Origin of the sequence: Burkholderia sp. IT-111MI5, assembly GCF_949752865.1 — a bacterium.
GTDB classification, from domain to species: domain Bacteria; phylum Pseudomonadota; class Gammaproteobacteria; order Burkholderiales; family Burkholderiaceae; genus Burkholderia; species Burkholderia pyrrocinia_C.
Window position 1 is genome coordinate 16,864 of record NZ_CATKIF010000020.1, and the last position, 25,267, is coordinate 42,130.

Below are 25,267 nucleotides of genomic sequence, written 5' to 3' on the forward strand. Positions count from 1 at the left end.
GGCACTCGACCAGGAATTTACTTTCTTTCAACCACATATCACCTTCCTGAGCACGGCCAGCTACGGCCGCTCCGCTAATGCATTTCCGCATCGGCGCACTTCGCTCAGGAGTTTCCGTGATCTCTAATCCCCCTACCTTTGTGCTGATCGGGCTGGGCCTCGCGCTCGTCGCCTTGTTTGCGGTGGGCTTCTATTGGCTCGCCACCAAGGATCGGCCGGCACACCGACACGCCCCCGTTGCTCCCTCACTAGCTCCCAGTGCTACCACCCCACGTTCCGTCGACGTCGATGAATCCGATGAATGGGAAGCGTTCGCGCCGTATCCCGATCACGTCGTCCGCACGGCGCATGAAGCCAGCGCCGATTCGGGCGATAGCTGTCCACCGTTCGGTCGGCGAGACGAATTCGCCTACGCATCCCCTGCGACCGAAGCTCGCCACGACCTGCACGACGCGATCGAATCGTTGATGGGCGAACCGAGCAAGCCTGATCCGGCGCCGACCAAGGCCGCCGTGCCGTCGTCGTCCGGTTCATCAATCCGCTGTCCGCGCTGCCTGTCCTCACGTATCGACACACGCAATCGCGCCCGCAAAGCTGGCAGCACGATCGGCAGCGTTGCAGGGGCGACGGGTGGCATGGCCGCCGCCCTCGCCGGTGCGGAAACCGGCGCAGTCGTTGGCTCGATCGCCGGACCACTTGGTACCGTCTTCGGCGGACTCGCGGGCGCTGTGATCGCAGGACTCGTCGGCAGCGCCGCGGGCTGCGCAGCCGGGTCCGCTGTCGGCGCGGCAATCGACGACAACGTTTTGGACAATCATCACTGCCTCGCGTGCGGTCACGCTTTCAGTGCCGCGCAGAGCTGAACGGCTCGTCTCCCCCTCTTGCTCGTCTCCCCTCGATTTCCCTTCCGTCCGGCGCTCGCCGGGCTGTATGCCCTCGTCCTTTATAAGGAGCAACCATGCATCTCGTTCAAACAATGGCCTACGTCGGAGCCGAACCCTGGCACGGCCTCGGAAGCAAACTCGCCCCAAAGCAACCGCTCGAAGTCTGGAGACGTGCGGCCGGCATGGACTGGCGGATCGAAGAGGCCGAAGTGCGCTTCGTCGCCGCTGGCAATCGCAGTCTCGGCTCGATTCACGCGTTTCCCGAACAGAAGGTGCTGTATCGATCAGACACCAAGGCACCGCTGTCGGTCGTCTCCGCGCGCTATCAGGTCGTGCAACCCGAAGAGATTCTGGAGTTCTATCGCGATCTGACGGAGATCGGCGGCTTCCAGCTCGAGACGGCCGGCGTGCTGAAGGAAGGTCGCAAACTCTGGGCGCTCGCCCGCACGGGTCAGTCCGGCATGCTTAAAGGCAAAGACGAGGTGAATGGCTACCTGCTGCTCGCCACGGCGTGCGATGGCACGCTCGCGACGACAGCGCAGTTCACGTCGATCAGAGTCGTTTGCAATAACACCCTGCAAATAGCCTTGGGGAACAGCGCTGGCGCGATCAAGGTCTCGCATCGATCGCAGTTTGATGCAGCCGCCGTGAAACGACAGCTCGGCATCGCCGTTTCGACCTGGGATGCCTTTATGGTCCGCACCAAGGCGCTATCCGAACGCAAGGTGACGGACTCGGCGGCCGAAGCGTTCCTGCGCCGTGTGCTGACCTACTCCACCGCCAATCTCCCTGATCGCGAAACGGTTGCCGTCAACGAGCGCGCGATCAAGGCAGTGGGCCAGCTCTATGCCGGCCGCGGGAAAGGCTCGGATCTGGCCTCGGCGTCCAGCACGGCGTGGGGTTTGCTGAATGCTGTCACCGAGTACGTGGATCATCATCGTCGCGCACGCAGTGACGATCACCGTCTTGATGCCGCCTGGTTCGGTGCGGGTGCAACGCTCAAGCAACGCGCGTGGGACGAGGCGATGAAGCTTGTCGCATGACCAAGCCCATACCGCCTCTGGCCGTCGACATGCGCATCCAGATTCCGCGTGGAATCGGGTTACGGTTCGGCGGCCGCTACGCCACGATCCTGCAAATCAAACCGCAAGGCACGATTGTCCACCTCGGAAATGGAAAACTCGTGACCTTCGCTGGCGACGCGTTGCAAGACGCATTCCGACGTACCCGTTCGACATAACCCCCGTATTCCCTCACCTTTCGCCCGGTCAGATTCGTCCTGCCGGGTCTTCCTATTTGCGAGGTTCCATGAACACCCCTCACCCCGAACCACCCCGCACGCGCAAACCAGCGCTGCAGCTCGTCAAGACGAACGATCTATCGCGCGACGACTGGCTTGCTGTTCGGCGTACCGGCATCGGCGGCTCCGACGCCGCCGCCGCTATCGGCCTGAATCCCTACATGAGCGCGCTGGAATTGTGGCTCGACAAGACTGGTCGTGCCGATGGTCTGCCCCGCCCTGATCCGAACGATACGACGTCGCCGGTATTTTGGGGCACGCTCCTTGAGCCCATCGTGGCCGCCGTCTATACCCGACAGACCGGCAACAAGGTACGCAAGGTCAATGCCGTACTGCGTCACCCGACGATCCCCTGGATGCTCGCGAACATCGACCGGGAAATCGTCGGCGCACGCGACGTGCAGGTTCTCGAGTGCAAGACAGCCGGCGAGTTCGGTGCGCGGCTCTGGCGAGAAGGCGTGCCCGAGTACGTGCAGATCCAGGTGCAGCACCAGTTGGCCGTAACCGGCAAGACAGAGGCGCACGTCGCCGTGCTGCTCTGTGGTCAGGCGCTCGAAGTGCATCGGATCGATCGCGACGATGCGCTGATCGGACGTCTGGTCGAACTCGAAGCGCGGTTCTGGCGGTTCGTGGAAACCGATACGCCACCCCCTGCGGATGGATCGGAGTCGGCCGATCGCGCGCTGCGTCACCTGTATCCCGGCAATGGCGAAACGATCGACTTCAGCGACGACCGCTTGTTGTCGTCCACGTTCGCCGATCTGGTCGCAGTACGAGCCGAGATCGAGACACGCCAGCAGCTCGAAGCGCAGCTCAAGCAAACGCTCCAGCAAGCCATGGGTGACGCGACGCGCGCTGTATTCGAGTCCGGCTCCGTGTCGTTCAAGCGCAGCAAGGATTCGTCCTCCGTCGACTTGGCTCGCCTGCTGACCGATCACCCCGAGTACGAAGCACAGTACGCGACCTCGAAGCCGGGTTCCCGGCGTTTCCTCGTTTCTACCTGATTCCATTCCCCATGACCAATTTGGAATGCCTCACGGAGATCATGACGTTCTCCCGATACGGCGCGCTCGCACAAGCATTCGTGATGGATGCACTGAGCCAGCACGCGGCACACGTTGCCGCAACCCCACTCGATCAACTGCAGCTCAACCCGATGGTCAGCGCACGCGCCTGGCACGGCGTCGCGCAGGAGATCCACACGAAGCTCGAAGCGCACTTTTCCCGATAGTCCGCATCGCTCGCAGTTTTCTTCTCCCTTTTTCTATTTTGAGGACCATCATGCTCAAAGGTCTCGCCATCACGCCGCCCGTTATCGGGCGAATCTCAATCGGGCGCATCGTCGAGAAGAACGGCAAGCGCGTCCCCGAGAAGGACGACCAATTCACCCTCACCACCCAGGTGCAGCAGCGCGGCGAATGGTTGCTGCACCCGCTGAACGAAACGCTGCGCAAGGCGACATCGGGCAAGCTGCGTGCCATTCCGATTCGTGTGCTGTTCAACGATCCGGATCTGAACCTGCGGGCTGAGTACTCGCTGTTCGACCGCGATACCGGACGGCCCGTGTGCGTCGGTAACGGGGAAACCTGCCGGCGCGTGACGGACGCCGGCATCGAAACCCTCCCCTGCCTGTCGCCGGACGGCTGCACGTTCGGTCGTCAGGGCAACTGCAAGCCGTACGGGCGGCTCAACGTCATCGTCATCGTCGGCGACGAGGACGAGGACGAGATGGGTTCGTTCATCTTCCGCACCACGTCCTATAACAGTATCCGAACGCTCGCCGCGCGGTTGCACTACTTCCGCGCGGTGTCCGGCAATCTGCTCGCCTGCTTGCCGCTGGAATTGAAGCTGCGCGGCAAGTCGACGGCCCAGAGCTACCGGTCGGCGATCTACTACGTCGACCTCGGCGTGCGTTCGGGCAATACGCTCGAACAGGCACTGATCGAGGCGAAGGAACTGGATGCTCGGCGCCGCGCCGCCGGTTTCGATCAGGCCGCGCTCGATGCCGCTGCGCGTGCAGGGTTCGCTAAGGGCGCGTTCGAGGACAGTCCGGATGAAACGGCGGCTGTCGCGGAAGAGTTCTATCCAGGTACGAACAACCTCGATACCGGGGACGGTCGCACCGACGAGACGACCGGAACGCCGCCGTCGACCCTGCGCGACAAGCTCGAACGCAAGGCCGTGCTGCTCGGCGGCAAGGCAGCATGAGTACGCGTCGCTCGACGTTCGTCCTGGCAGTCTGCACAACCGCCACTGCGCTCTGTCTGTCGGTGCTCGCCGGCTGGCAACGCGGCGGCACGTTACCGGAACGGCTTATCTGGATCGCCATCGGCATGGTGCTCGTCACGAGCGCGCACCTGTTGCCGGCGCTGATCCGTGAGATGCCGATCGCCATTCGAGGTGTAGGTAGCGTGTTATGGGGCGCTTGCCTGCTGGCGGCATGCTTCGGTCACGCAGTGTTCTTCACTTTAGCCCAGCAGCATGCCGGTGAGCTACGGGCGGCAACGGTACGGATGACCTCGGTACCGGAGTCCGCTCGTAGTCTCACGGCGGTCATGGCAGAACGCGCGACTGTGACAGCACAACTCGCGGTCGCGCAGGCACGTAACTGCATCGGAAACTGTACGACGCTCAGATCCCGTCGCGTGACGCTTGCCGCACGACTGGATGCGCTGAACGCCGAAGCCGAAGACGTGCGGCGCCAGCAGGCCGCAGTGGATCGAGTCACGGTACAACATGATGCGTTACTCGTCGATCCAGTCACGTCGCGACTCGCCGCGTTACTCGGGATCACGGCGATGCGTGTCGACTTGCTGTCGGGGTTGATGTTTGCCGCCGTGCTCGAAGGTGTGGCATGCCTGCTATGGACGGTGGCGCTTCGATCGCCGGGAACTGAAGCTGAATCCTCAGCGACCGGCGTCACGTCACCGACCGTCGCGACAGTCACGATGACGGGCGACGTGACCGCACCGGTAGTCGCGGCAGTCACGGACGCGACTGATCTCGGCGAGCCGGGAGTCACTCAGGTCATCGCGAGTCACGCCAGCAAGACCGTTAGTCGCAAAGATGTAACGCCCGGTCATGAGACGACGCCTCGTAGTCACACACCACGTGACGGCCCGATCACGCCGTTTCCCACTGCTCGCACCGACGACCACCTGTCGCAGCTCGTTCGAGACGTGACCGCCGGTTTGGTTCGGCCGACCGTCGCCGACATCAGACGGCATCTGGGCTGTTCTCAGGCCCGCGCGGCAGAGCTACGTCGGCAGCTCGCTGAACACACATCGACAGCATAAGCGGCCGGGCTTCGTGCCCGGCCTTTTGCTGTCGCTTTCCCAATCACCTTCCCATCACCATGAAACATGGAACCGAATACGCTCGTCCCCAGCATCAGCATCGCCAATCTCGCCAACCAGCGCGTCGCCGTCGTCGAGCGCGTACGCGCTGCCCTCGATCTGCTCGGCGAAGCCCAACGGCTTGCCAAGGCCGCGCATCTCGGCTTCCCGCGACTCGTGCTCGATGAAAGCTACGGCTGTCGCGGCCGCCCGACCATTACAGGAGAGTACGCCAAGCGCGACGAAGCCGAAGCCGCTATGGTGCGCATCGTCGACGTGCGCGGCTGGGACTACCTGATGTCGGAGTCAGGCCTGCGTACCTTCATGGATGCGAAGGCTCGCGACCAGTGGAGTCACCAAATTGCCGAAGGCGAAGTGCCCGAACTGACCGTCGCCAACATCGAAGCCACCTTTGCGCAGCTCTACGGAGCACGCGGCGACATGTTCGAACGCGGCGTGCTGCAATGCTTCCAGCGGCTGTCGTGGGACTACAAGACCAATCAGCCTTTCAAGTTCGGCAAGCGCATCATCGTCCGGTATCTGCTCTCGCAAGGCAGCTCCAACTACCACGCGACGAACGAACTGGACGATCTGATGCGAGTGTTCAGCGTGCTCGATGGCAAGCCGGAGCCGGATCATCGGCATGGCATGTCGACGCTCATTTCGGACGCACAGCATCAAGGGAAGACAGAGGCCGAGCACGGCTATTTCCACCTGCGCTGGTTCAAGAACGGCAACGGCCACCTGACGTTCACACGCGCTGATCTGGTCGACAGAATGAACCTGATTCTCGCGAAGCACTATCCGAACGCCCTGGCGTCCGAAGCCCGGTAGTTCCGGGACGCGTCCTGCGTCTCGTCTTCCCTTATCCATTCAGCGAACTCGGTATCCGGTTTATCCGGAGGCTCGTGTTCGTCCGTTACCTGGAGAATTTCGTGAATCTGCCATCCACCGTTCACGCCGGCCCGCGCTTCAAGCTCGGGCGGATCTTCGCCACGCCCGCCGCGCTGGAAGCCATCGCCGACGCGCACGTGTCGATCATCGACCTGTTGATCCGCCACATGCACGGCGATTGGGGTGACCTGTCTGAATCCGATCGCCAGCAGAACGAGTTGTCGATCGACGCAGGGCTACGCCTGCTGTCCAGCTACGTTCTGCCCGGCGGTCAAACCGTCTGGGTCATCACCGAATGGGATCGCTCATCGACGACGTTTTTGCTGCCTGGCGACTACTAGGCGTCATCGCGGCAGGGACGAGATTGGCGGGTTCAGCAGCGCGTCGATGAAGGTATGCGGATCCGCGTCCAGCACCCTCAGGAAATCGAGCAATTCCACGACATCCACACGGCGAGCGCCGCTTTCCACCTTCGAGACGAAGGCTTGTGGGCGCCCGAGCCGGTCGGCGACGTCCTGCTGTAACAAGCCGCGCTGTTTGCGTAGCTCGGCGAGCAGCGTCGCGATCCGCTGATAGCGGGGATCGTGGATTGGATGGGTCATGAAGAGATTCTAGATACGCATTTCGAATATTCTGTATTCGTATACGGTATATTCGGGAGGCTTACATGTTTCAACTGATTTGGCTGGGCAGCGGCGTCGCTACTGCGCTGGTCATTGTCTTCGACATGCGCAAGCTCGGCGCTCGCCGCGTCGGCTTGCCACCGATCGGATGGGGCGTTGCGTCCGTATGCCTCGGCCCCATTGCGGGGGCGATCTATCTGAGCCGGCGGAGCGCAGCACGGCAAGCGTTGATTGACGCGGTTTGGGTACTCGTCGGCGACCGGACCGTTCCCGATCAAGTCCGTCGGGAGCGGCTAATCGCTCTCGCAAACGTCGGCGTGGTCGGTCCGGTGATTTACCGGGCGTGCGCTGCGGTCCTGCATGCAGAACCGCCTGTCGAGGCGCGGCAGATCACTCCCGCTCCATCGCGGCTGACCGACGACGACCTCAGCCGCCCCTTATAAGGAAAAACGATGTTGCAAACGACCAAAGACGTTCATCACCGCGGGGATGCTTACCTCAATCTAACTTGCCCTGTATGTGGCAGTCTGCCGATGCCATATTTCGAGCGGGACGGTTACTACATCGATCGCTGCCCGGAATGCCGGTTCGTCTACGTCCGTAACGTACCGTCAGATGCAACGCTAGCCGCGTTCTATTCCGGCTACTACGGTGATGTCAACGAATTCGTGCCGGTCTCCCGGAAGCGGCTATCGAAGCGCCTCTCGAAATCGGTCGAAAACTGGTGGCATGCGCGCAACCTCGTTCGATGCGCAGCAGGCCGGCGCAAGCTGCTGGAGATCGGATATGGCGAAGGGCACCTTTTGATGGCGCTCAAACAGACGCGGCGATTCGAGCTGCGAGGCATCGACTATGCGACCGGGCCGATGTCGTACATGAGCGCAAACGGTATTGATGTGGCGCAAGGCAGCCTGTTCGACCAGCACTACCCGGACAACCGATTCGAGTTCATCGTCGGTTTCCATGTACTCGAACATGTTCAGCACCTAGGTGAGTTCATGTCGGAAGTGCGTCGCGTGCTCGCGCCTGCCGGCCGCGTCTACTTCGTCGTGCCGTGTGTCACACATTTCTCCGCTGTCCGCCGCGGGCAGAACTGGAAGCACTTCGGACCGCCGGGACACCTCTGGTACTTCTCAGTGACGGCCATGAGGCGATTCATGACGGACCATGGCTTCAAGGTCCTGTCCGCTCACTGCATCTCGAACCGGACGCACCTGACCGTGCAGGCCGAAAAGACGTCGTAGTTCGGTGCCTGGGTTCTGGCAAACATCACCCTCGGATCGCCAGAACCGTTTCGCCGACCGGTTCTCCGGTCGGTTTTTTTATTTGTGTGCCAGTCGAGCTGCGAGCGTTTCGACGATCGATACCAAGGTTTCTCGATCTTGCGGGTTCAGCTTCGTAAGCAACTGGCTGAGATGCCGAGCCTGATCGTCGGGCCGGTGGCTGGCTTCCGTCAACAGGTCGGCGACATTGCACTGAAACACCTTAGCCAGTTGGACCAAACGAGCAACCGTCGGCATGACAATACCGCGCTCGATGCGCGAAATCGCTTCATTCCCGACCCCGAGCTGCTCAGCTACGTCCTCCTGCGTCAGTTGGCTCTCCTCCCGACGCCGAGCAATCGCCTTGCCGACCCGCCGGGCGAGCCGCGTTTCTTCCGTATCCCGCATGTCCGCTCCCATTCCACCTAGATGGTTGGGCATCGACTTCTTGACATGAAGGACTTATAGGGTTGAGATTCATCTTTTTGAGTTGATTTTCAGTCGATTCCGCTTCTACATAAGAACAGGACCACTCACATGAAAGTACCGAACTACCGCTACCCGCTGATTCTTTCTAGCCTCGTTGCGGCCCTCGCATTGACCGGCTGCAAAGGCGACGTACTCGACTATCGCAACGCCCAGTTCGTCAATGGCAAGGTCTATGCCGGAAACGCAAACGAGCCGTTTTCCGGCAAGCTGACGAACGTCCCAGCCGACAAGCTCTTGAGCCAGCAGCCGGGATTCAGCCAGATCAGCGCAGCGATCCTCAATACAGGTGCGTTGATTCCGGGAGATCCTCGTGAGGCACAAAGTCTCATCGGAAGCGGAAACGCCGTCCTGCTCATGTTGACCCCACACGCAGTATGCGATGTCAACATCGACGAAGGTCTGCCGGATGGCAACGCAACCTGCTCAGATCCCAATGGCGGTGCGAAGCGGATAGAAGCCCGATTCAAGAACGGCACACTCGACGACAAGTTCGCGCTATTCAATACCAGCGGTGATCATCAGCTTGTCGACGTGACGCTCAATAATGGGCACCCGGACGGGAAAATGGCGATCTACAACTCGAGCAATGCCACGCTGGTCCATGTTGCTCATTGGCAAGACGGCGCTCTGTCCGGCGACGAAGAAGCCTTCGATCCTAATACGGGCAGCCGTGTGCTGTCCGCCACGCTCGTCCATGGCAAGTATGACGGTGCATTCACGCGCTATGCGTCGGACGGCAAGCATGTAATTTACAAGACTACATTCGCGCACGGCACCCAACAAGGAACCGAAGAATCATTCGATCCGAACACGGGCAAGCTGACCGGCCATGCCGAATATGTCGACGGGAAACTATCCGGCGAAGTCAAACGCTGGAATGCTGATGGGAAACTGATCTACGAAAAGACGTACCAGAACGGGCAAGAGATGCCGGCCAGCAACGAAATCAAAATATGCGTCGACGAACAACTCCACTCCCTGGACAACATGAACGGTGTTGGTGTCGATCGTCTGAACGAACTCGAAGCAACTTGCAAAGAGAAGCTTCGTGGTGGGCTCAACTCTGCCGCCGCATCCGCAACGACGGCAGGTTCGTCGGACAACGACATCTGCGTGTCAGTCTGGACGGCGGCTTTTCATCGCGAAAACGGCGACGAGGTGATCGTAACGGCCGACCAGCTCGACGAATGGCAGTCGTGGTGTAAAGACGGTAAGCGGCCGAACCGATGAGGCACACAGGGAGCAGCATAGTTGGATGCGCCGCGAGGACCTATCCGTCATTTGGTGGGCTGGGCATATCATGAGGTATAAAAGTCATGGATATGCTGATGAAGAAGAAGAGGCAAACCGTAGCGCGTCAGGCAGCGGCCCGAGGGCCGCTGCCTGAGTTGCCCAAGGAACTGCTGGACCAACTGGTCAAGGGGCCGATGACGCCAACCGAGGTTCAGGATCTGATGCTGGCGTTCAACAAGGCGGTGATCGAACGCGCGATGGACGCCGAGATGAATCTGCATCTGGGCTACCCGCCAGGCCAGCCCAAGCCGGTCGGGCAGGCCAACGAGCGCAACGGCGCCAGCGGCAAGACGGTCATCACCGATCGTGGTCTGGTTCGGGTCGAAGTCCCCCGTGATCGCGACGGCAGTTTCGAACCGATCCTGATTCCCAAGCATGAGCGCCGCTTCACCGGCTTCGACGAACGCATCATCGCGATGTACGCCCGAGGCATGAGCGTGCGCGAGATTCAGGCGTTTCTGGCCGAGAGCTACGGCACGGAGGTGTCACCCGACTTCATCAGTTCGGTCACCGACGAAGTGATGGCCGAGGCGCTGAGCTGGCAGAGCCGTCCGCTTGAGGCGATGTATCCGGTGGTGTTCTTCGACGCGCTGCGGGTCAAGATCCGCGATGACGGCGTGGTCAGCAACAAGGCCGTCTATCTGGCGCTGGGCATCCAGGCCGACGGCCAGCGCGACGTGCTGGGCCTCTGGATCGAACAGACCGAGGGCGCCAAGTTCTGGCTCAAGGTGTTCAACGAACTGAAGACGCGCGGCTGCCAGGACATCCTGATCGCCGTGGTGGATGGCCTGAAGGGGCTACCCGAGGCGATCGGCGCGGTCTACCCGCACACCACCGTGCAGACTTGCATCGTGCATCTGATCCGCAACAGCCTGGAGTTTGCCAGCTACAAGGATCGCAAAGCGCTCGCTACGGCGCTGCGCCCAATCTATGCCGCCGCCAGCGCGCAGGCGGCCGAGCAAGCGCTACGGGACTTCGCCGAGGGGCCGTGGGGAGGCAAATACCCGATGATCGTCCAGTGCTGGCAACGCGCCTGGGAACACGTCACGCCGTTCTTCGTGTTTCCGCCGGACATTCGGCGGGTGATCTACACCACAAACGCCATCGAGAGTTTGAACATGCAGCTACGCAAGATCGTCAAGACGCGCGGCCACTTCCCGAACGACGAGGCGGCCGTCAAACTGCTCTGGCTGGCACTGCGCAACGTACTCGCCAAGTCGGTGCGGACCGCCTTTGATTGGAAATCCGCGATGAATCAGTTTGCTATTCTGTTCGGTGATCGATTTACGATGGCGCGCTGATCACAGATTGTTCAACCGCCTCGCCCACAAAAATGCGGACAGGTCCCGCCGCGAGGCGCATCCAACACGTTTCAGTCGTTTCTTTTTTATCGCGACGCGTATCCCGATACGCTCGGGGCGCGAAACCGCAGATGCTCGCAATACACATCAGCAACTACTCAACGTCAACTCGTAGGAACGCTTCCGAGGACCGTGTTGTAGTGGTCGGCAAAATCACGCAGCAATCTCGACAAGGAGCCAAGGTAGCGGTTTATCTGCATGGCATATTGCCGTGCCCGATTGTTTGCGGCGAATTCGATCGCGATTCGCCGTTCGGCAAGCTCTCGTTGAGGAACAAGCTCGCGAAACGCGAGATCCTTAACCGCCAAAGCTCCAGAGCCGGCCAAGAACGGTGCATCCAACAGGCCTCGCACCAGCTCGACTAGCTTGTCCCAATTTGGCAACTGGAACTGCCCCTGATCGTCAGCACCTCGAGCATTTGCCAGTGCCAAATGCAAGCGTTGACGCAACTCATATCCGTCTCGCCCACCCCAGACAAAATTACGCAAAGCAATTTCGAACCGTTCACGTGAAATCGCCGGATCAAAGACCGCATGAAAATCACGCGTCATCGCACTCAGAAAAAGAATTGCCTGCGCAACGAGCAAACCGTACAGCGCGCGATGACTGGGCTTTCCGACATCCAATTCACCGCCAGCTTGCTTGACCTTACCAAGTAGACTGCGAAATCCAACCGCTGCATTCCGTTCGAGGGGGCCATCGCATGTTAGGTAAGTCGCTAACGACTCTAGTCCCTTGAACTTTGCTCCGATCGCAAAAATCTCCTCCCAAGCCGATGCGTCATCAAGGTATGTGATGCCTTCAAGGTAATTCGTTGATGAAGATTTGCCATGCTCGTCGAACAATTGTTCGGAGAACAGCCGCACACCGATGTCACTGGCGGCCAACCTATGTCCTTCGGGCGCAGCTTTGTTCAGGATCACGAAGGCTTCGTCTGCACCTACTAGCTGCTTCAGGCCCGCAGCCCACAATGCACGAGAAATGGCGCTGATCTTATTTTGTGTCTTACAGTCAAACACGATCCGCCGCGTAGGGAACTCCCCTGCTGCCTTCAACCCGAAGACATCGATGTCCGAAATGTCAGCACTGGTCTCCGCCACATCGGCCGTGTGACGAACCACGACTTCCATGTGCGGCACGTAGCCCATTGCGACACAATAACGGATGGCCTTTTGCTTTTGTGCTGTATCTTTGATCATCGTAGATCCAAAAACAATTGCTCCATTTCAGCATGAGCCTGTGCATCCAAAGCTGGACGGGCAGTGGAGCGCAGCTTTTGCGCAGCGACAATCGACTGGATATACGACTCGTCACGTTGCAGAGCAATCCGAGCCTCTTCCGATACGCCCGCCGATAAGGGCTCCCCGTCTTCGAACAGGGAGATTGCATCGTCAACGGCATGGATGTTCTCGGGTTCATCAATCAGCACAAACTCGAACCAATCGTCCCTGACACGCTCCAATCGACCGACGCGCAATGCCACCAGATTGCGATACTGCGCCGCCGCTTCAGTACTCGCACCAATCCGCTTAGCGCTTCGCAGCTTTCCCAGGAGCGCTTGTGGCGAGCGAATCCGGAATTGCTGCGGCAAGAGCTGGCCTTTGCGAACGGCGGCGACCAGCGCCATGGTTCGCTCGTATATTTCACGAGCTGCGCCATCGAGACGCTGTGCGCCCGGATGGGGTGTAAACACGAAGTGTTCGTCGCGCCGAGTCTTAGCGTTACTAAGGCTCGGTGGTCGCAACACACCGTCGGCGATCAGATCCTGCAAAATCTGCAGTTCCTGAGACGTCAGCTTGCTCCCATTAATTTCACCGCGGGCCAAGATCAGGGACAGCGGCCACCCCTGCGCCTTCTGAATGAGCGTCAAGATGCGCTCGACACTTCGTGCGCCACCTGCAGCTGCTTGACTTGCAAGGGAATCAAGGTTGTCAGCGAAATAAAAAGGGCTTATTAGGATGTCCTGCCCCCTTGCACGTTTGGGCACGATCAAGCCGCCCTCTGTCGTGATGGATTCAATGCGACCGAAGACGGGCGTTGCTACGCCGATGCGATTGATCAACGCATCACGTTTCTCGGGCTTCGATCGCAACTCGCTGAGCATCGCGATCGCCACCTCCTCGTGTTCGTTCAATGTGATCGTTCCGACGTACTCCCCCAAGCCACTGTACACCGATGAAAAATGAGGAACCGTCGGAATCACCTTCTTGATCGACTTTCCTTCGGTGATCAACTGCACATACTCGATCTCCTCCAGCAGGGTGAGGACCCCAGGTAAAGCTACGGCGGGAATATCAAAAAAATAGTCTGCCACTTGACGTAACACACCGCCCTCAAGCTCCCCTAGCCCGCGAATGTGCAAGGCCAGCTTACCGGCCATACCGATGGTCGGCAGATGCTCGAACTCGGGCACACTCTTACGCGCGAGACCAACTTCGAGATCGTGAGCGAACTCGGCTTTAATTTGGTTTGTCGTTGTCACAGCTACCCCGGGCTTTTTATTTAATTAATGCGTAGAATACCCGTTTGCAGCAAAAATATCGACACGCACGCACCTGGCAGAGCAATGCGTCGGGCACAACCACAGGCTATGGAGCTATACCGGGTGAGTTAAGAGGTTAGACACCGGACATCGTAGATCGGCGGCCCCCAAAGGGTCGTTACCGACCATAGCGATCCTTGGCTCGCGTTACTCCAAGGCCTGCTCCCGCTTCGTAGGCTCGACATTATCCCGGTCGCGGCAGATCAATGTGCGCCGCCAAACGATTCGCGCGCAGGCATGCGCAGGCCGCATCCGACCTCGCGTACTCGGATGCAATTGCGTGGTTGGCGCTCAGCCATGCCACTTGACTGCGAAACTTCGCTCCAGACAGTAATTCGCTCGATACAACATTACATGAACAGCTCTACCATTCGAGAGTTGCAGAAGCAGCTCGGTCAATTGAACCTGCTTGTTGAAGAAGCAAGGCAACGGGAAAAGCAAGCCGTACTTGCCGAGATCGGCGAACACGTGAACGAATACGGCATCACCGAAATCGAGCTCCTGCGCGCCGCCGGCTTCGTCAAACCTAAGCGTCAGAAAGCACCCGTCATGTACTACGATCCCAACAGCGGGAATTCTTGGACTGGTCGTGGTAAGCGGCCAAAGTGGCTTGAAGACAAGAATCTCGATGATTACCTGATCCGAGAAGCCCCCAAGCCCTGGTGGCCCGAAGGACTCTGACTATGCCGTAGCTCGACGTCTCGAAACAATGCTTCACCTTCACTGTACCCGCAAGCTACTCGATCGCCTGGGTCGTCAGCTAACCGCCAACCCGGCGAGTACACCCGCGTCCACATTGAGCCGTTGGTACGCCACGGTGCTGTTCTGGCGACCGCAGGTCGCGCTCCTCGTCAACGAGCGTACGCTCTTGCCGCTGCTCATGCCGCTCGCCCCCGCTGCGACGTTGCCGACTCGCTTTCCCGAGGCTCTGGAAAGTGTGCTGCATGCTCATGGATGGCACGCAGCGCAGATCGACACCGAGATTCAGCACATGCGGGAGTACGAGATCGTCAAGACCACCAATCGAAGCGTCGTCGGAATGCTCAATGAATTCGCCTTTCTGGCACGAGCCTGGAAAGAGCAGCATAGCGAAACGGATTTGCACCGTCTCTCGATGAAACTCGCGGACGTGCCATGCAAGCCACTGCACTACGATAGCCCGGCACAACGGATACGCCAAGCTCTCGTAGGGAACGAGCCACCGAGTCGATAACGAAGATGCCCGCACTTGAAATCACGCTCGACGGCGTAACGGTCGCTACGGTTACTCGGATGTCAAACAAGACCGATTCACAGCATGCTCCTCCGGCTTCCCCGACCGCCAATCATTGTCGACCGTGCGCCCATCAATCGAATCAGATCGAGGGCAAAAGTTAGGTCAGGGTCGCACCATCACCGTACTTTTCCGCTTCGAGCCTGAGGCGACGTTCGCCCAACAACTCGCCGTCGAACATCCAGTAGCCTGGCCCGCTTGCAGCCGGCGTCTTATAGCCCATGGCATGAAGGGCCTTCAAGGCAGCCGCCGAAAGGCTCATGACTTCGCCGTCAAACAGCAGCTTTCCGCCGTCCACTACGATGCCCGTGACAGACTCGTCACGTGAAAATGTCAAGACATCACCTGACTTGATGCCGATCGCGTCCAGATTGAGTTTCGAACGACGTGCCTTGACTTTGTCGAGGGCCTGCTGCTCGTCTTTGTCGATCTCTGCGACGCCGAGCGTAATCTCCTTGAAATCTCCGATACTGATAGCTAGGACCGCCTTTTCGGGGTCCAGCTTGAAAAACTCACGCTTCGGATTCAGACGAACATCTCCGAAGAGTTGGTGCAGAATTTTCTCGAGCTTTACGTGGTCAGGCACTTCAGCCGCAAAATAGCACTCGAAAGGCAACGGCACGCCTGAATGGGCACTCAGTTGGGAAATTCGGGCTTCGACGCTATCGGCAGTCATCCCAATCTTGATCAGGCCCGGCATAGCTTCATTGGTAAGGATATAGACAATCTGCGACACGTTGATCCTTAGTTATTTTACAGAGCTGCCAGTAGGCCACCATCCAACCAACAGAGCTTGAAAACGGCGGCCAAGTTATCACTCACGCGCGACACAGCTCACATGTGAATAACGCATCGAGGAAACGCACGCCTAGGTTGTTGTTTGCAAATCGTCAACGAGCTGGTCCTTCGTTGACTGGTTAAACAAGTCGCGCCTGAGCTTTAGCTGCTCCAAAAGAAACGCATTAGCGAGTTCAAACGAATCAAGGAGGGTATACCAATTCAGCACGTAGCGCTTCATGCGAGGGTCATCACTGACGAGCCCGAGTTCCCCTCGGGCAATTTGCCCGCGTAGGCGACTCGTAATCTCGGTATCAGTCGATGAAATTTTCCTGCCGATCAAGATCAATTCGAAGTGCATCTTCTCACTTCCGAACTCAGGATGCTTCTTGATGATGTTCGCGTAGTCATCAAGCTGGCGCAAGTGCTTTACGTTAAGCGAAATGCCCGGTCGCTTAATCTCAATGATCACGCAGCGATAAATCTGCTGCCCGTTTGGTGCGATCGTGGGCACGCGACGCGCAAGAAATAGGTCTGTTTGACGTCGCGCGCCCGCGATGTCGGCTTGCTCATCGTCTACGTCGTCCGCGCCAATGTTATCGATCTGCGGAATCTTGTCGCGTAGATCCTTAGCGATCTTCGTAAACGTATCCTCCTCAGCTCCAAGCGTCTCATAACCGGGTCCAAACAACCATGTGTTGTTCTCGATGATCTTCTGTAGATCCGGCGTTTCTAGGACGTCCCGATAATGATCGTTCATTAACGTCCGAAGCTTCGAAGCCGCAGTCTGACGACGCTGCAAGATCTCAATGGTCGCAATGATGTTTTCCAGCGTTGTCTGCTTGAGCTGATCTGCGAGTGACTTAATTGCCTCTTCTTCTAGGTCGAGTACGCTGTTGAGCACATCAAAGAGTGAGTCGTTCTCGTTGGAAACCGCCAGCCGATCCAGAAGGCGGATGATGATTTTTCGTTGCTTCTTGCTAGCCGCGTTGAACACCGAAGGATCTGCAACGTATATCGACGTGATCAGTTGCTTCGTATTGTCCAAGCGCCATGATCGCTCGTCCGGAGGCAGTTCCGCATACGTCGGAAACAGACCATCGTCAACGTATTTTTCGACCTCTACTGCCGCCTTCTTCCGAAGAAATTGGTCATACACGGTTTGCGCCAAATCGCCGACCTGGCGCAAAAGCTTCTTCCACTCTGTGGCATTGGGCGTATGCGCATCAGGTTGAAATAAATTCTCATCATGAGCAAACGTATCTGCCCATGGAGAACTGATATAAATACTGGTAAAGAAACCAGCCTTATTGTTGAGTGCGCTAAGCTGTTTGTAAACGATTCTGCCAGCGGAGTCCAACAGATACGTGTACGACTTCTCCGAACTAGGTCTCTCGTCCCAGCGGATCACCTGCACGTCAAATGCATACTTACCGGGGGTAAGGATCTGCTGGGTAATTTCGTTGCTCGGGACAGGGATCAGCCCACCATCCAACTTCAGCGTCTTCGACGGGTGCAGGGCAAGAAACCACCCGAATTCAACCGCGAACTTCGCGCGTAGCTCATCAGCCCCAGGGAGCTGACACGAGAATTCCGACAACTCGACCAAAGTGCCTTTCGCTTGCTCGCGCAAGGCCGAGCATTGCGTCTCGTCGGACACAAACTGGGCGCGGTAGTCCTTAATGGTCATAGCGTTGATGGCGATTCGCGCCTGCCCATTGGCGGACTTGGTGTGCCAAGTCGCGAAGCGGCAAATACGATGAAAGGAGAGCCGACCGCGGCCGTGCGCACCATGCTGTGCTGCGTCCTCACGCTTGTGGGAGTCATTAAATCGGCCAAACGTGTGCTTCAGAGTTGTCGGATCGATACCGTCGCCGTCATCCAGAATACGCACCGTGGCCAAAGCACTCAGACTGTTGAGCCGAACGTCCACTTCCACCAGGTCGGCCTTGGCATCGAATCCGTTCCAGACGAGTTCGAACAATGGCTGCCAAGGCTCGATACTTTTGAAATGTTTCTTGATACCCTCGTTGCCGATTTCCGTGGTACCGGAGAGGTCGATATTTGTTGTCATGGTGACCTTTTGCAAATTTTCATGGCTTCGCCCGTATGGCGCCGCGGTGGTGGCGAAAATCCATTTCACTAACCGTAGACGTTTACGAAAGTACGCCGACAATATCGAGATCCGAACCACGCCCGCTAGTATTGCCGGTGGCTCCTATACACCCGTCAGTCACCATGTAATGTCGTCCCGCCGCGCGAAAATGCCCACCCTGACGACAGCGCCTCGGCCTGTTGTAGTACCGTCTGAACGGCGAGATCCTGCAAGTCAGGAGGATAGCCATATTTTCGCAAAATGCGCTTGACCAACACCCTCATCCGTGCTCGTGCTGACTCGCGATGGGCCCAATCTACCGACACGCTCCCTCTAAGGCTCACCAAGAGCTCGTGAGCGATCAACCGAAGCTTGTCGTCGCCCATTATCTGCACCGCACTATCATTCTCGGCCAGTGCATCGTAGAAAGCGATCTCTTCGTCAGATAGCCCCGACTCCTCGCCCCTCTGACGGGCAGCCCGGATGTCCTTCGCCAGTTGGATCAACTCCTGCAGCACTTCGGCTGTCGTGATCGCGTTGGCATGATAGCGCGCCACTGCGTCTTCCAAGCGCTCCGAGAATGCCCTAGTCTGTACGACGTTAGCTTTGCTCCGCGATCGGATGCCGTCATTAATCAACTTGCGCAACGCTTCCAGAGCGAGATTCTTTCGCTCCATCCGCTGAACTTCCGCGAGAAACTCATCGGACAGGATGGAAATGTCCGGGCTCTTGATTCCCGCTGCGGCCAAGATGTCAACGATCTCAGTCGAGACCACTGCGCGGCTCACGATCTGTTGGATTGCCAGTTCGCGTTCTTGCTCGGTGACACCTGAACCCGTCGCGCTCTTGACCAGCGCGGCACGAATAGCCTGGAAGAAGCCAACTTCCTCCCGAATTTCGCGGGCCTCGTCGGATGCCGATGCCAGTGAGTACGCCTTGGACAGCGCGAGTACTGCATCTTGATAGCGGCGATGAGCGTTCTTTTTGCCTCCCTCTGTTTTCTCCTTCGCTGCCAGCCTCTGCTGCAAGTCGAGAATCCACTCGATAGCTCCCGCCATCATCGCCAGACGCTCTTGTGGTGTCCCGGTCAGCGCCGAGGCGTAGTCGAAGCCGTGATACATGTCCCGGACAACCTCGTACTTCTCCATCATCACCGCGATGGCTTGCGCTTCGTCGACGCCGGTGTTGTCCTGATCGTTCTTCGAGTACTGTTGCAGGGCCGACTTCAGGCTTTGTGCAATACCGATGTAGTCCACGATCAGGCCGGCTGGCTTGTCGCGGAACACCCGGTTCACGCGTGCTATCGCCTGCATCAAGCCGTGCCCCTGCATCGGCTTGTCCACGTACATCGTGTGCATACATGGTGCGTCAAAGCCGGTCAGCCACATATCCCGTACGATCACCAGTTTGAGCGGGTCTTTCGGATCACGGGCACGCTTGGCCAGCAGGTCGCGCCGTGCCTTGTTGCCAATGTGCTGCTGCCACTCGTGCGGATCGCTCGCCGCGCCCGTCATCACGATCTTGATCGCACCAGCGTTGTCATCGGCGCTATGCCAGTCCGGGCGCAGCTTGACAAGCTCGTCGTACAACTTTACGCAAATGCGGCGGCTCATACACACCACCATCGCTTTACCGTCGAGGGCAGCGACGCGATCTTCGAGGTGGGCGACCATGTCCTTGGCCACCATCGCCAGACGCTTGTCGCTGCCGACCAGGGTTTCGACCGTTGACCACTTCTTCTTAAAACGCTCTTGGTCTGCCTCGGAATCTTCCTCGGTCAAAACTTCAACCTCGGCGTCGATCTTTGGCTTCTCGTCGTCATCAAGTTCGATGCGTGCTAACCGGGACTCGTAATAGATCGGCACGGTCGCGCCGTCTTCGACCGCACGGCTAATATCGTACACATCGATGTAGTTGCCGAATACCGCCGGTGTGTTGACGTCGTCCGCTTCGATGGGCGTGCCGGTAAAACCAATGAAGGATGCGTTCGGCAGGGCATCGCGCAGGTATTTGGCGAAGCCATAGGAAATTTCGCCGGTCTTCGTGTCCACCTTGGCGTTGAAGCCGTATTGACTGCGGTGCGCTTCATCCGCAATGACGACCACGTTGCGTCGCGTGGTGAGCGGCTCCGCGATCTCGCCAAACTTCTGCAAGGTCGTAAAAATCACGCCGCCCGATGCTCGACTCAAGACCTTCTGCAGATCTTCGCGACTATCGGCCTGCACCGGCGTTTGCCGGATCAAGTCGCGGCACATCGAGAACGTTGAGAACAGCTGGTCATCAAGATCGTTCCGGTCGGTCAGCACCACTAGCGTCGGGTTGGCCATTGCCGGGTGTTTGACGAGTTGCCCGGCGTAAAACGCCATCAGTAGGCTTTTGCCGGAACCTTGGGTGTGCCAGATCACGCCAACTCGTTGGTTGCCCTCCGGAGAGGAGGCCGTCACCGTACTGTTGACCGCATGTCGCACCGCGTGGAACTGGTGATAGCCCGCAATGATCTTAGCCAGCCCAGAACCGGTTTCACCGAAGACCGTGAAGTGACAGAGCAGATCCAGCAGGCGGCGATGCTCGAACACGCCCTCGATCAGCGTCGAGAGCTCCGGCGCACCTTTTGGTGCAACGTCCGTACCGTCGGTGGTGCGCCATGGCATGAAGCGCTCAAGGTCTGCCGACAGCGACCCCACGCGTGCCGCAATGCCATCCGACGTCACCAGCAGTGCGTTGGTATTGAAGAGCGCCGGAATCTGCTTCTTGTAGGTCTGCAGTTGATTGAAAGCCCCGACCAAGGTCGCATTGCCGCTTCCGGGTGCCTTTAACTCGATCACGCCGAGCGGCAGGCCGTTCACGAACACGACAACGTCGGGACGTCGATTGTACTGACCGGCAATGACGACGAATTGGCTCACGGCCAGCCAGTCGTTCTGCTCTGGTTGCTCAAAGTCGATGAGCGCGACCTTACCCGCCGTCAATGTGCCATCGTCAGCGTAGTACTCAACGTCCACCCCTTCGGTCATCAGCTTGTGGATGCGGCGGTTTTCCTCGAGCAGCGATGGCAGTTCGGATTGCATTACACGGCGCACAGCGTCCTGCCTGGCTTCCAACGGGAGACCGGGGTTCAGACGAGCAACAGCGTCCTCGAATCGCTTCTTGAGCACGACCTCATCGTGACTCTCGCGCTCCGGGCGGTGCCCATCGGGGCCGATGTCCTCCTCACGTTCGATGCTGTAATCGAGAGCGCGCAACTGTTCCAGCAGCGCTTGCTCCACAGCGGCCTCCGACAGAAACGCCATTACGGTTCTCCTTGTTCTTCGATATGCTCCACAACTGGAGCCGATGCCCCCCTCGCGGCGTTCAACGCCTCGACATAGGCGTCCCGATCCAGTTGGTAAAGCAAACGGCTGACCTCGATATTGATCGGCAGCTCGTCACCGCCCGGCAGCAGGAAACGTAAGGTTGGCGAGTCGCCGTCCTCTGCGTCCACAGCCAACCCCACCTGCGCATCGATGAGCGCGTTGTCCTGCGCAAACCGCTCCCACGGTTCGCGGGAACTGATCGGGTCGAGCTGCGTGTCCAGATAGGCCTGATGTAGAAATGCCACGATGGCATCAGCCGCCAGAACCGAGCTGCGACGGTGGTGTTCTGCCAACCGTTCCAGATACGGGTCTTTGCCGTGGCTGGCGGGGCCTGCCTTGTTGCGCAGGTCGTTCAGCGCGTCGGCCAGCTTGTGGTGGCTGGACACCAGTTTCTTGAACCGGTCATCACGCACGTCGCCCAGCTTGAGGGCGCGAATCGCGGCGGTCAGCCAGTCCGACAGCGAGGGGGTCTCCTGCGTGGGTCTGAGCGGGGCTTGCTGGGTGTGGAAACTCTCCACCACCACGCGACACACCACCTCGACTACGGTCTTGGCGCAGTCAATGCATGCATCGTTGTTCTGCTCCAGATTGCGCTCCATCGCCTCGAAGGTCTGCTGCAACATAGGCGCGTCGCGCCAATGGGCGCAGGCCTCGCGGATGCCGGGGCACCAGTCCAGGGTCATACCGCTGCTCCGACGATGCGCTCGGCATCCGGTACGCGCAGCTCGCCGGAGATGAGCTTGGGCAGCAGGGTGTCGCGGAGCTGTGCGAGAAATTTTGACTCGTGAATCGTTGCGATGATTTCCTCGCTCGCTGCTTGGATATGCTGATTGAATGCAGAGGCTACATCCTCATGTGGCAGAACAACTGCGTAGCGCGCCATTTCAGGCCAGCTTGTCCGCGGCATCTTCGTTCCAGTTGAACCGGCGTTGGTGTACTCCACAAACGCATCACTTGATGCATGGGCAAGAACGAAACCGAACCATGTGGGTAACTTGGGCGCAATAACTACTATGTCGGTTGAACACACCCCGTCGACTGGAGCGACGCCGACCTTATGAAAGTACGGGCGTAGTTTTCCAAATAGGATTTCTCCGTGCTTAAACTCGTACTTGTTACTTTCCAAGCCATTCGCCACGCCCCATTCGGCAAGCGCGATGCAACGCTTGGGCATGTGTTCCAATGCGATGTAAGGTGTCTCGTCTTTGATTTCACCCGGCTGCACGCTACGGCGAGGATGCACTGCGACTTCTCCGAGTGAACCCATACACCACCCCTCCGGAATCTCCCCCAACTCCGATTCAACGAGCCGATCGGGAAAGAGGTCGTAGAGGTGCGCGGGCAGACCGGGCAGTGATTGGCCGCACTGCCAGCGGCCTTCCAGTTTGGCGCGTACCGGCTCAAAGTCCACGAACCACGCCTTGAACAAGGCGCGCGCCATCGCCTCCAGCGTTTCATTCGTGCGCCGGTTGAGTTCGATCTTGTCGTCCAGCGTGCCGAGGATTTGGGCGATGGCACGTTGTTCTTTGGGATCGGTCGGAAATCGCACCCGGGCCTGATGCAGGTGATTGCGGTTCAAGCCCGGAACAGCCGCCTTGTCCGAATAAACGAAAAAATCTATATCCCGCAAAAAGAAACTGATGAAACGAGGATCGTTGCCCTTGAAGTCGCGCACATAAAGCGTGGTGTTTAGCGGCCAGAAGTCCTGTTCGATGTAGAAGACCTGTCCCAGCGTTCCGTATCGCCCTGTCACGACCCCTGGACCCTTGACCATTGATTCTGCGTGGGTGTCCGTTACGCCTGAAGACGAAACCAGCGGAACGTTACCGGGCAGCCTGACTTTTTGCGGCAGGTCGTAACCACGCTTCAGCTCTATCACATCGCCAAGCGTACATTCCTTCCATTCACTCGCCATACCCAAGCTCCTTCAGGTTGGCCTCAATCGCCGCATCCAGCTTGGCCGCCGTTGCCCGCTGCTCGCGCCACTGGGCGGACAGCCGCGCCATCTTCTCCTCGAAGGGCTCGCCATCATCCACCTGCTCGGCAGCGCCCACATAGCGCCCCGGCGTCAGCACGTGGCCGTGCTTGCGAATGTCATCCAGCGTGGCGGACTTGCAGAAGCCCGCCACGTCCGCGTATTCACCCGCACCCGCTTCCCCGCGCCAAGCGTGGTAGGTGTCGGCTATCTTCTGGACGTCCACGTCGGCGAATTCACGCCGCGTGCGATCTACCAGCACGCCCAGCTTGCGGGCGTCAATGAACAGCACTTGCCTGCGCCGGTCACGCAGACCCTTGCCAGGATTCTTGTTGCGGGCCAGGAACCACAGGCAGGCGGGAATCTGCGTGGAGTAAAAGAGTTGCCCGGGCAGCGCTACCATGCAATCCACCGCGTCGGCCTCAAGCATCGCCTTGCGGATCTCCCCCTCACCAGACTGGCTGGAGCTCATCGATCCGTTGGCCAGCACCACGCCCGCCGTACCATTGGGCGCGAGGTGATGGAAGATGTGCTGCAGCCACGCGTAGTTGGCGTTGCCCACGGGCGGCACGCCGAACTTCCAGCGCACGTCCTCACGCAGGCGGTCGCCGCCCCAGTCGGAGATGTTGAACGGCGGATTGGCGAGGACGTAGTCAGCCTTGAGGTCGCGCAACTCGTCCTTGTGGAAGCTGCCTTCGTTGTTCCAGCGGATGTCGGAGTCGATGCCCCGAACGGCCAGATTCATCTTGGCCAGTCGCCACGTGATGTAGTTCGACTCCTGCCCGTAAATCGCAATGTCGCCGATGCGGCCGCCGTGCTCCTGCACGAATTTTTCCGACTGCACGAACATCCCGCCCGAGCCGCAGCAGGGGTCATACACGCGGCCCGAATACGGTTCGAGCATTTCGACCAGCACGCGCACCACGGAACGCGGTGTGTAGAACTCGCCGCCGCGCTTGCCTTCGGCTCCGGCGAACTGGCCCAGAAAGTACTCGTACACGCGCCCGAGGATGTCCTTCGAACGGTCCCCATCCTCGTTGAGCGCAATTCCGGAGATCAGGTCAATCAACTCGCCCAACATCACCTTGTTGAGCGCGGGGCGGGCGTAGTCCTTGGGCAGCACGCCCTTGAGCGATTCGTTGTCCTTCTCGATGGCGCGCATCGCGTCATCGATCAAGGTGCCGATGGTGGGCAGCTTGGCGTTGGCCCGCAGGTGCGACCAGCGCGCCTCCTTCGGTACCCAGAACACATTGTCCGCGAGGTATTCGTCCTTGTCCTCGGCGGCCTGTGCGTCGTCAGCCAGCAACGCCTTGTGCTTAGCTTCGAAGGCGTCGGAGATGTATTTCAGGAAAATGAGCCCGAGCGCGACGTGCTTGTAGTCGGACGGCTCCATGTTGCCGCGCAACTTATCGGCGGCTTTGAATAACTCGGCCTCGAAGCCGAGGTTGCCACCGCTGCCATTTTTCGTGTTTTCACTACTGGCCATATTGGGTTCCAGTTCTTCAATCGTTGTTCAGTTACGCCATGTGGAACGCGACCAGCATCCGTTCGGCCGCAAGCTACGGCATGTGCCTCCCGTCCGAACGCGTCGTATTCAGCGCCACCGTAGCCGCTGAGATCGCCACACGCTGTTCGCGCACGATTTCTCTGGTCGGCCAAATGTGGCTTTATCTCAACCTGCTCGACTTCTGCCGCCTGGCTCACGCGGCGCCAACCAGCCCAGATTTGCGCCGGTTGCCACCTGCGGTAGACATGCGTCCGACGGGTTTGGGGCGATTGTAACGAAAGTGCCCAGTCAAGTCTCACTGGCC

General features: G+C 59.0%; 25 protein-coding genes. 15 read left to right on the forward strand and 10 right to left on the reverse strand.

Annotated features, from left to right (window positions below; all coding sequences use genetic code 11):
• Nucleotides 1-116 precede the first annotated feature (116 nt).
• The 9 genes from ACM6JT_RS17930 (at nucleotide 117) to ACM6JT_RS17970 (ending at nucleotide 6,754) form a co-directional block, all read left to right on the forward strand.
• The gene (locus ACM6JT_RS17930) at nucleotides 117-863 is read left to right on the forward strand and encodes a hypothetical protein (RefSeq protein ID WP_414856960.1); all 747 of its coding nucleotides are present in this window, start codon (nucleotides 117-119) and stop codon (nucleotides 861-863) included.
• A 95-nt stretch (nucleotides 864-958) separates the two neighbouring features.
• Complete coding sequence (locus tag ACM6JT_RS17935) at nucleotides 959-1,927, forward strand: DUF932 domain-containing protein (RefSeq protein WP_414856961.1); 969 nt, start codon at nucleotides 959-961, stop codon at nucleotides 1,925-1,927.
• Nucleotides 1,924-2,124, forward strand: coding sequence for a hypothetical protein (locus ACM6JT_RS17940; RefSeq protein WP_414856962.1), 201 nt, complete (start codon nucleotides 1,924-1,926; stop codon nucleotides 2,122-2,124). The genes ACM6JT_RS17935 and ACM6JT_RS17940 overlap by 4 nt, the downstream gene beginning before the upstream one ends.
• Nucleotides 2,125-2,192: 68 nt before the next feature.
• Complete coding sequence (locus ACM6JT_RS17945) at nucleotides 2,193-3,188, forward strand: YqaJ viral recombinase family protein (RefSeq protein ID WP_414856963.1); 996 nt, start codon at nucleotides 2,193-2,195, stop codon at nucleotides 3,186-3,188.
• 11 nt (nucleotides 3,189-3,199) lie between these two features.
• Entirely contained in the window at nucleotides 3,200-3,415 is a 216-nt protein-coding gene (locus ACM6JT_RS17950) for a hypothetical protein (protein WP_414856964.1), read from the forward strand.
• A gap of 50 nt (nucleotides 3,416-3,465) precedes the next feature.
• Complete coding sequence (locus ACM6JT_RS17955; RefSeq protein WP_414856965.1) at nucleotides 3,466-4,392, forward strand: phage capsid protein; 927 nt, start codon at nucleotides 3,466-3,468, stop codon at nucleotides 4,390-4,392.
• Nucleotides 4,389-5,480: a hypothetical protein gene (locus ACM6JT_RS17960; protein ID WP_414856966.1), complete on the forward strand. Its 1,092-nt coding sequence runs from the start codon at nucleotides 4,389-4,391 to the stop codon at nucleotides 5,478-5,480. Before ACM6JT_RS17955 ends, ACM6JT_RS17960 begins: the two co-directional genes overlap by 4 nt.
• 66 nt (nucleotides 5,481-5,546) lie before the next feature.
• Nucleotides 5,547-6,353 carry a DUF4942 domain-containing protein gene (locus ACM6JT_RS17965; RefSeq protein WP_414856967.1) on the forward strand — a complete coding sequence of 269 codons (807 nt, stop codon included), beginning with the start codon at nucleotides 5,547-5,549 and terminating at the stop codon, nucleotides 6,351-6,353.
• A gap of 101 nt (nucleotides 6,354-6,454) precedes the next feature.
• Nucleotides 6,455-6,754, forward strand: coding sequence for a hypothetical protein (locus ACM6JT_RS17970; protein WP_414856968.1), 300 nt, complete (start codon nucleotides 6,455-6,457; stop codon nucleotides 6,752-6,754).
• Between the two features lie 3 nt (nucleotides 6,755-6,757).
• Here the strand turns inward: ACM6JT_RS17970 and ACM6JT_RS17975 are convergent, their stop codons facing one another.
• Nucleotides 6,758-7,015, reverse strand: coding sequence for a helix-turn-helix domain-containing protein (locus ACM6JT_RS17975; RefSeq protein ID WP_009891843.1), 258 nt, complete (start codon nucleotides 7,013-7,015; stop codon nucleotides 6,758-6,760).
• A 65-nt stretch (nucleotides 7,016-7,080) separates the two neighbouring features.
• Here ACM6JT_RS17975 and ACM6JT_RS17980 point away from each other — a divergent pair, with 65 nt between their 5' ends.
• Both ACM6JT_RS17980 and ACM6JT_RS17985 read left to right on the forward strand, forming a co-directional pair.
• Nucleotides 7,081-7,479, forward strand: coding sequence for a hypothetical protein (locus ACM6JT_RS17980; RefSeq protein WP_414856969.1), 399 nt, complete (start codon nucleotides 7,081-7,083; stop codon nucleotides 7,477-7,479).
• A gap of 9 nt (nucleotides 7,480-7,488) precedes the next feature.
• Nucleotides 7,489-8,280, forward strand: a complete 792-nt coding sequence (locus ACM6JT_RS17985; protein WP_414856970.1) for a methyltransferase domain-containing protein — start codon at nucleotides 7,489-7,491, stop codon at nucleotides 8,278-8,280.
• Between the two features lie 78 nt (nucleotides 8,281-8,358).
• Here ACM6JT_RS17985 and ACM6JT_RS17990 read toward each other — a convergent pair whose 3' ends face one another.
• Complete coding sequence (locus tag ACM6JT_RS17990) at nucleotides 8,359-8,706, reverse strand: helix-turn-helix domain-containing protein (RefSeq protein ID WP_043224931.1); 348 nt, start codon at nucleotides 8,704-8,706, stop codon at nucleotides 8,359-8,361.
• Between the two features lie 129 nt (nucleotides 8,707-8,835).
• Between ACM6JT_RS17990 and ACM6JT_RS17995 the strand changes: the two genes are divergently transcribed.
• A complete protein-coding gene (locus ACM6JT_RS17995; protein ID WP_414856971.1) occupies nucleotides 8,836-10,017 on the forward strand; it encodes a toxin-antitoxin system YwqK family antitoxin in 1,182 nt (393 codons plus the stop codon).
• A 98-nt stretch (nucleotides 10,018-10,115) separates the two neighbouring features.
• Nucleotides 10,116-11,381, forward strand: coding sequence for an IS256 family transposase (locus ACM6JT_RS18000; RefSeq protein WP_414856972.1), 1,266 nt, complete (start codon nucleotides 10,116-10,118; stop codon nucleotides 11,379-11,381).
• Between the two features lie 164 nt (nucleotides 11,382-11,545).
• Here ACM6JT_RS18000 and ACM6JT_RS18005 read toward each other — a convergent pair whose 3' ends face one another.
• Both ACM6JT_RS18005 and ACM6JT_RS18010 read right to left on the reverse strand, forming a co-directional pair.
• The gene (locus tag ACM6JT_RS18005; protein WP_414856973.1) at nucleotides 11,546-12,640 is read right to left on the reverse strand and encodes a hypothetical protein; all 1,095 of its coding nucleotides are present in this window, start codon (nucleotides 12,638-12,640) and stop codon (nucleotides 11,546-11,548) included.
• Nucleotides 12,637-13,923, reverse strand: coding sequence for a hypothetical protein (locus tag ACM6JT_RS18010; protein WP_334016304.1), 1,287 nt, complete (start codon nucleotides 13,921-13,923; stop codon nucleotides 12,637-12,639). The genes ACM6JT_RS18005 and ACM6JT_RS18010 overlap by 4 nt, the downstream gene beginning before the upstream one ends.
• 414 nt (nucleotides 13,924-14,337) lie before the next feature.
• On the opposite strand from ACM6JT_RS18010, the gene ACM6JT_RS18015 reads away from it, so the two are divergent.
• Nucleotides 14,338-14,664 (forward strand): H-NS family nucleoid-associated regulatory protein, encoded by a 327-nt coding sequence (locus ACM6JT_RS18015; protein WP_414856974.1) that lies wholly within the window; start codon nucleotides 14,338-14,340, stop codon nucleotides 14,662-14,664.
• Nucleotides 14,665-14,692: 28 nt separating this feature from the next.
• Nucleotides 14,693-15,196, forward strand: a complete 504-nt coding sequence (locus tag ACM6JT_RS18020; RefSeq protein ID WP_414856975.1) for a DUF6933 domain-containing protein — start codon at nucleotides 14,693-14,695, stop codon at nucleotides 15,194-15,196.
• Between the two features lie 160 nt (nucleotides 15,197-15,356).
• Here the strand turns inward: ACM6JT_RS18020 and ACM6JT_RS18025 are convergent, their stop codons facing one another.
• The 6 genes from ACM6JT_RS18025 to ACM6JT_RS18050 all read right to left on the reverse strand — a co-directional run bounded on the left by ACM6JT_RS18025 (nucleotide 15,357) and on the right by ACM6JT_RS18050 (nucleotide 24,942).
• Nucleotides 15,357-15,992: a GIY-YIG nuclease family protein gene (locus tag ACM6JT_RS18025; RefSeq protein ID WP_414856976.1), complete on the reverse strand. Its 636-nt coding sequence runs from the start codon at nucleotides 15,990-15,992 to the stop codon at nucleotides 15,357-15,359.
• A gap of 132 nt (nucleotides 15,993-16,124) precedes the next feature.
• Complete coding sequence (locus ACM6JT_RS18030) at nucleotides 16,125-18,176, reverse strand: ATP-binding protein (protein ID WP_414856977.1); 2,052 nt, start codon at nucleotides 18,174-18,176, stop codon at nucleotides 16,125-16,127.
• A gap of 86 nt (nucleotides 18,177-18,262) precedes the next feature.
• Nucleotides 18,263-21,418: a type I restriction endonuclease subunit R gene (locus ACM6JT_RS18035; RefSeq protein WP_414856978.1), complete on the reverse strand. Its 3,156-nt coding sequence runs from the start codon at nucleotides 21,416-21,418 to the stop codon at nucleotides 18,263-18,265.
• Nucleotides 21,418-22,164 carry an abortive infection family protein gene (locus ACM6JT_RS18040; RefSeq protein WP_414856979.1) on the reverse strand — a complete coding sequence of 249 codons (747 nt, stop codon included), beginning with the start codon at nucleotides 22,162-22,164 and terminating at the stop codon, nucleotides 21,418-21,420. Before ACM6JT_RS18040 ends, ACM6JT_RS18035 begins: the two co-directional genes overlap by 1 nt.
• Nucleotides 22,161-23,396, reverse strand: a complete 1,236-nt coding sequence (locus ACM6JT_RS18045) for a restriction endonuclease subunit S (RefSeq protein ID WP_414856980.1) — start codon at nucleotides 23,394-23,396, stop codon at nucleotides 22,161-22,163. Before ACM6JT_RS18045 ends, ACM6JT_RS18040 begins: the two co-directional genes overlap by 4 nt.
• On the reverse strand, nucleotides 23,386-24,942 hold the full coding sequence (locus tag ACM6JT_RS18050) for a type I restriction-modification system subunit M (protein ID WP_414856981.1): 1,557 nt from the start codon (nucleotides 24,940-24,942) through the stop codon (nucleotides 23,386-23,388). Before ACM6JT_RS18050 ends, ACM6JT_RS18045 begins: the two co-directional genes overlap by 11 nt.
• Nucleotides 24,943-25,267: the final 325 nt, after the last annotated feature.

Excerpts from the sequence above, each read along its gene's own strand:
- ACM6JT_RS17975 (WP_009891843.1), bottom strand. The coding sequence starts at position 7,015 with ATGACCCATCCAATCCACGATCCCCGCTATCAGCGGATCGCGACGCTG.
- ACM6JT_RS17950 (WP_414856964.1), top strand. The coding sequence starts at position 3,200 with ATGACCAATTTGGAATGCCTCACGGAGATCATGACGTTCTCCCGATAC.
- ACM6JT_RS18050 (WP_414856981.1), bottom strand. The coding sequence starts at position 24,942 with ATGGCCAGTAGTGAAAACACGAAAAATGGCAGCGGTGGCAACCTCGGC.
- ACM6JT_RS17980 (WP_414856969.1), top strand. The coding sequence starts at position 7,081 with ATGTTTCAACTGATTTGGCTGGGCAGCGGCGTCGCTACTGCGCTGGTC.
- ACM6JT_RS17960 (WP_414856966.1), top strand. The coding sequence starts at position 4,389 with ATGAGTACGCGTCGCTCGACGTTCGTCCTGGCAGTCTGCACAACCGCC.
- ACM6JT_RS17985 (WP_414856970.1), top strand. The coding sequence starts at position 7,489 with ATGTTGCAAACGACCAAAGACGTTCATCACCGCGGGGATGCTTACCTC.
- ACM6JT_RS18000 (WP_414856972.1), top strand. The coding sequence starts at position 10,116 with ATGAAGAAGAAGAGGCAAACCGTAGCGCGTCAGGCAGCGGCCCGAGGG.
- ACM6JT_RS18015 (WP_414856974.1), top strand. The coding sequence starts at position 14,338 with ATGAACAGCTCTACCATTCGAGAGTTGCAGAAGCAGCTCGGTCAATTG.
- ACM6JT_RS17995 (WP_414856971.1), top strand. The coding sequence starts at position 8,836 with ATGAAAGTACCGAACTACCGCTACCCGCTGATTCTTTCTAGCCTCGTT.
- ACM6JT_RS18035 (WP_414856978.1), bottom strand. The coding sequence starts at position 21,418 with ATGGCGTTTCTGTCGGAGGCCGCTGTGGAGCAAGCGCTGCTGGAACAG.
- ACM6JT_RS17965 (WP_414856967.1), top strand. The coding sequence starts at position 5,547 with ATGGAACCGAATACGCTCGTCCCCAGCATCAGCATCGCCAATCTCGCC.
- ACM6JT_RS18005 (WP_414856973.1), bottom strand. The coding sequence starts at position 12,640 with ATGATCAAAGATACAGCACAAAAGCAAAAGGCCATCCGTTATTGTGTC.
- ACM6JT_RS18045 (WP_414856980.1), bottom strand. The coding sequence starts at position 23,396 with ATGGCGAGTGAATGGAAGGAATGTACGCTTGGCGATGTGATAGAGCTG.
- ACM6JT_RS17955 (WP_414856965.1), top strand. The coding sequence starts at position 3,466 with ATGCTCAAAGGTCTCGCCATCACGCCGCCCGTTATCGGGCGAATCTCA.
- ACM6JT_RS17945 (WP_414856963.1), top strand. The coding sequence starts at position 2,193 with ATGAACACCCCTCACCCCGAACCACCCCGCACGCGCAAACCAGCGCTG.
- ACM6JT_RS17940 (WP_414856962.1), top strand. The coding sequence starts at position 1,924 with ATGACCAAGCCCATACCGCCTCTGGCCGTCGACATGCGCATCCAGATT.
- ACM6JT_RS18040 (WP_414856979.1), bottom strand. The coding sequence starts at position 22,164 with ATGACCCTGGACTGGTGCCCCGGCATCCGCGAGGCCTGCGCCCATTGG.
- ACM6JT_RS18020 (WP_414856975.1), top strand. The coding sequence starts at position 14,693 with ATGCTTCACCTTCACTGTACCCGCAAGCTACTCGATCGCCTGGGTCGT.
- ACM6JT_RS17990 (WP_043224931.1), bottom strand. The coding sequence starts at position 8,706 with ATGCGGGATACGGAAGAAACGCGGCTCGCCCGGCGGGTCGGCAAGGCG.
- ACM6JT_RS17935 (WP_414856961.1), top strand. The coding sequence starts at position 959 with ATGCATCTCGTTCAAACAATGGCCTACGTCGGAGCCGAACCCTGGCAC.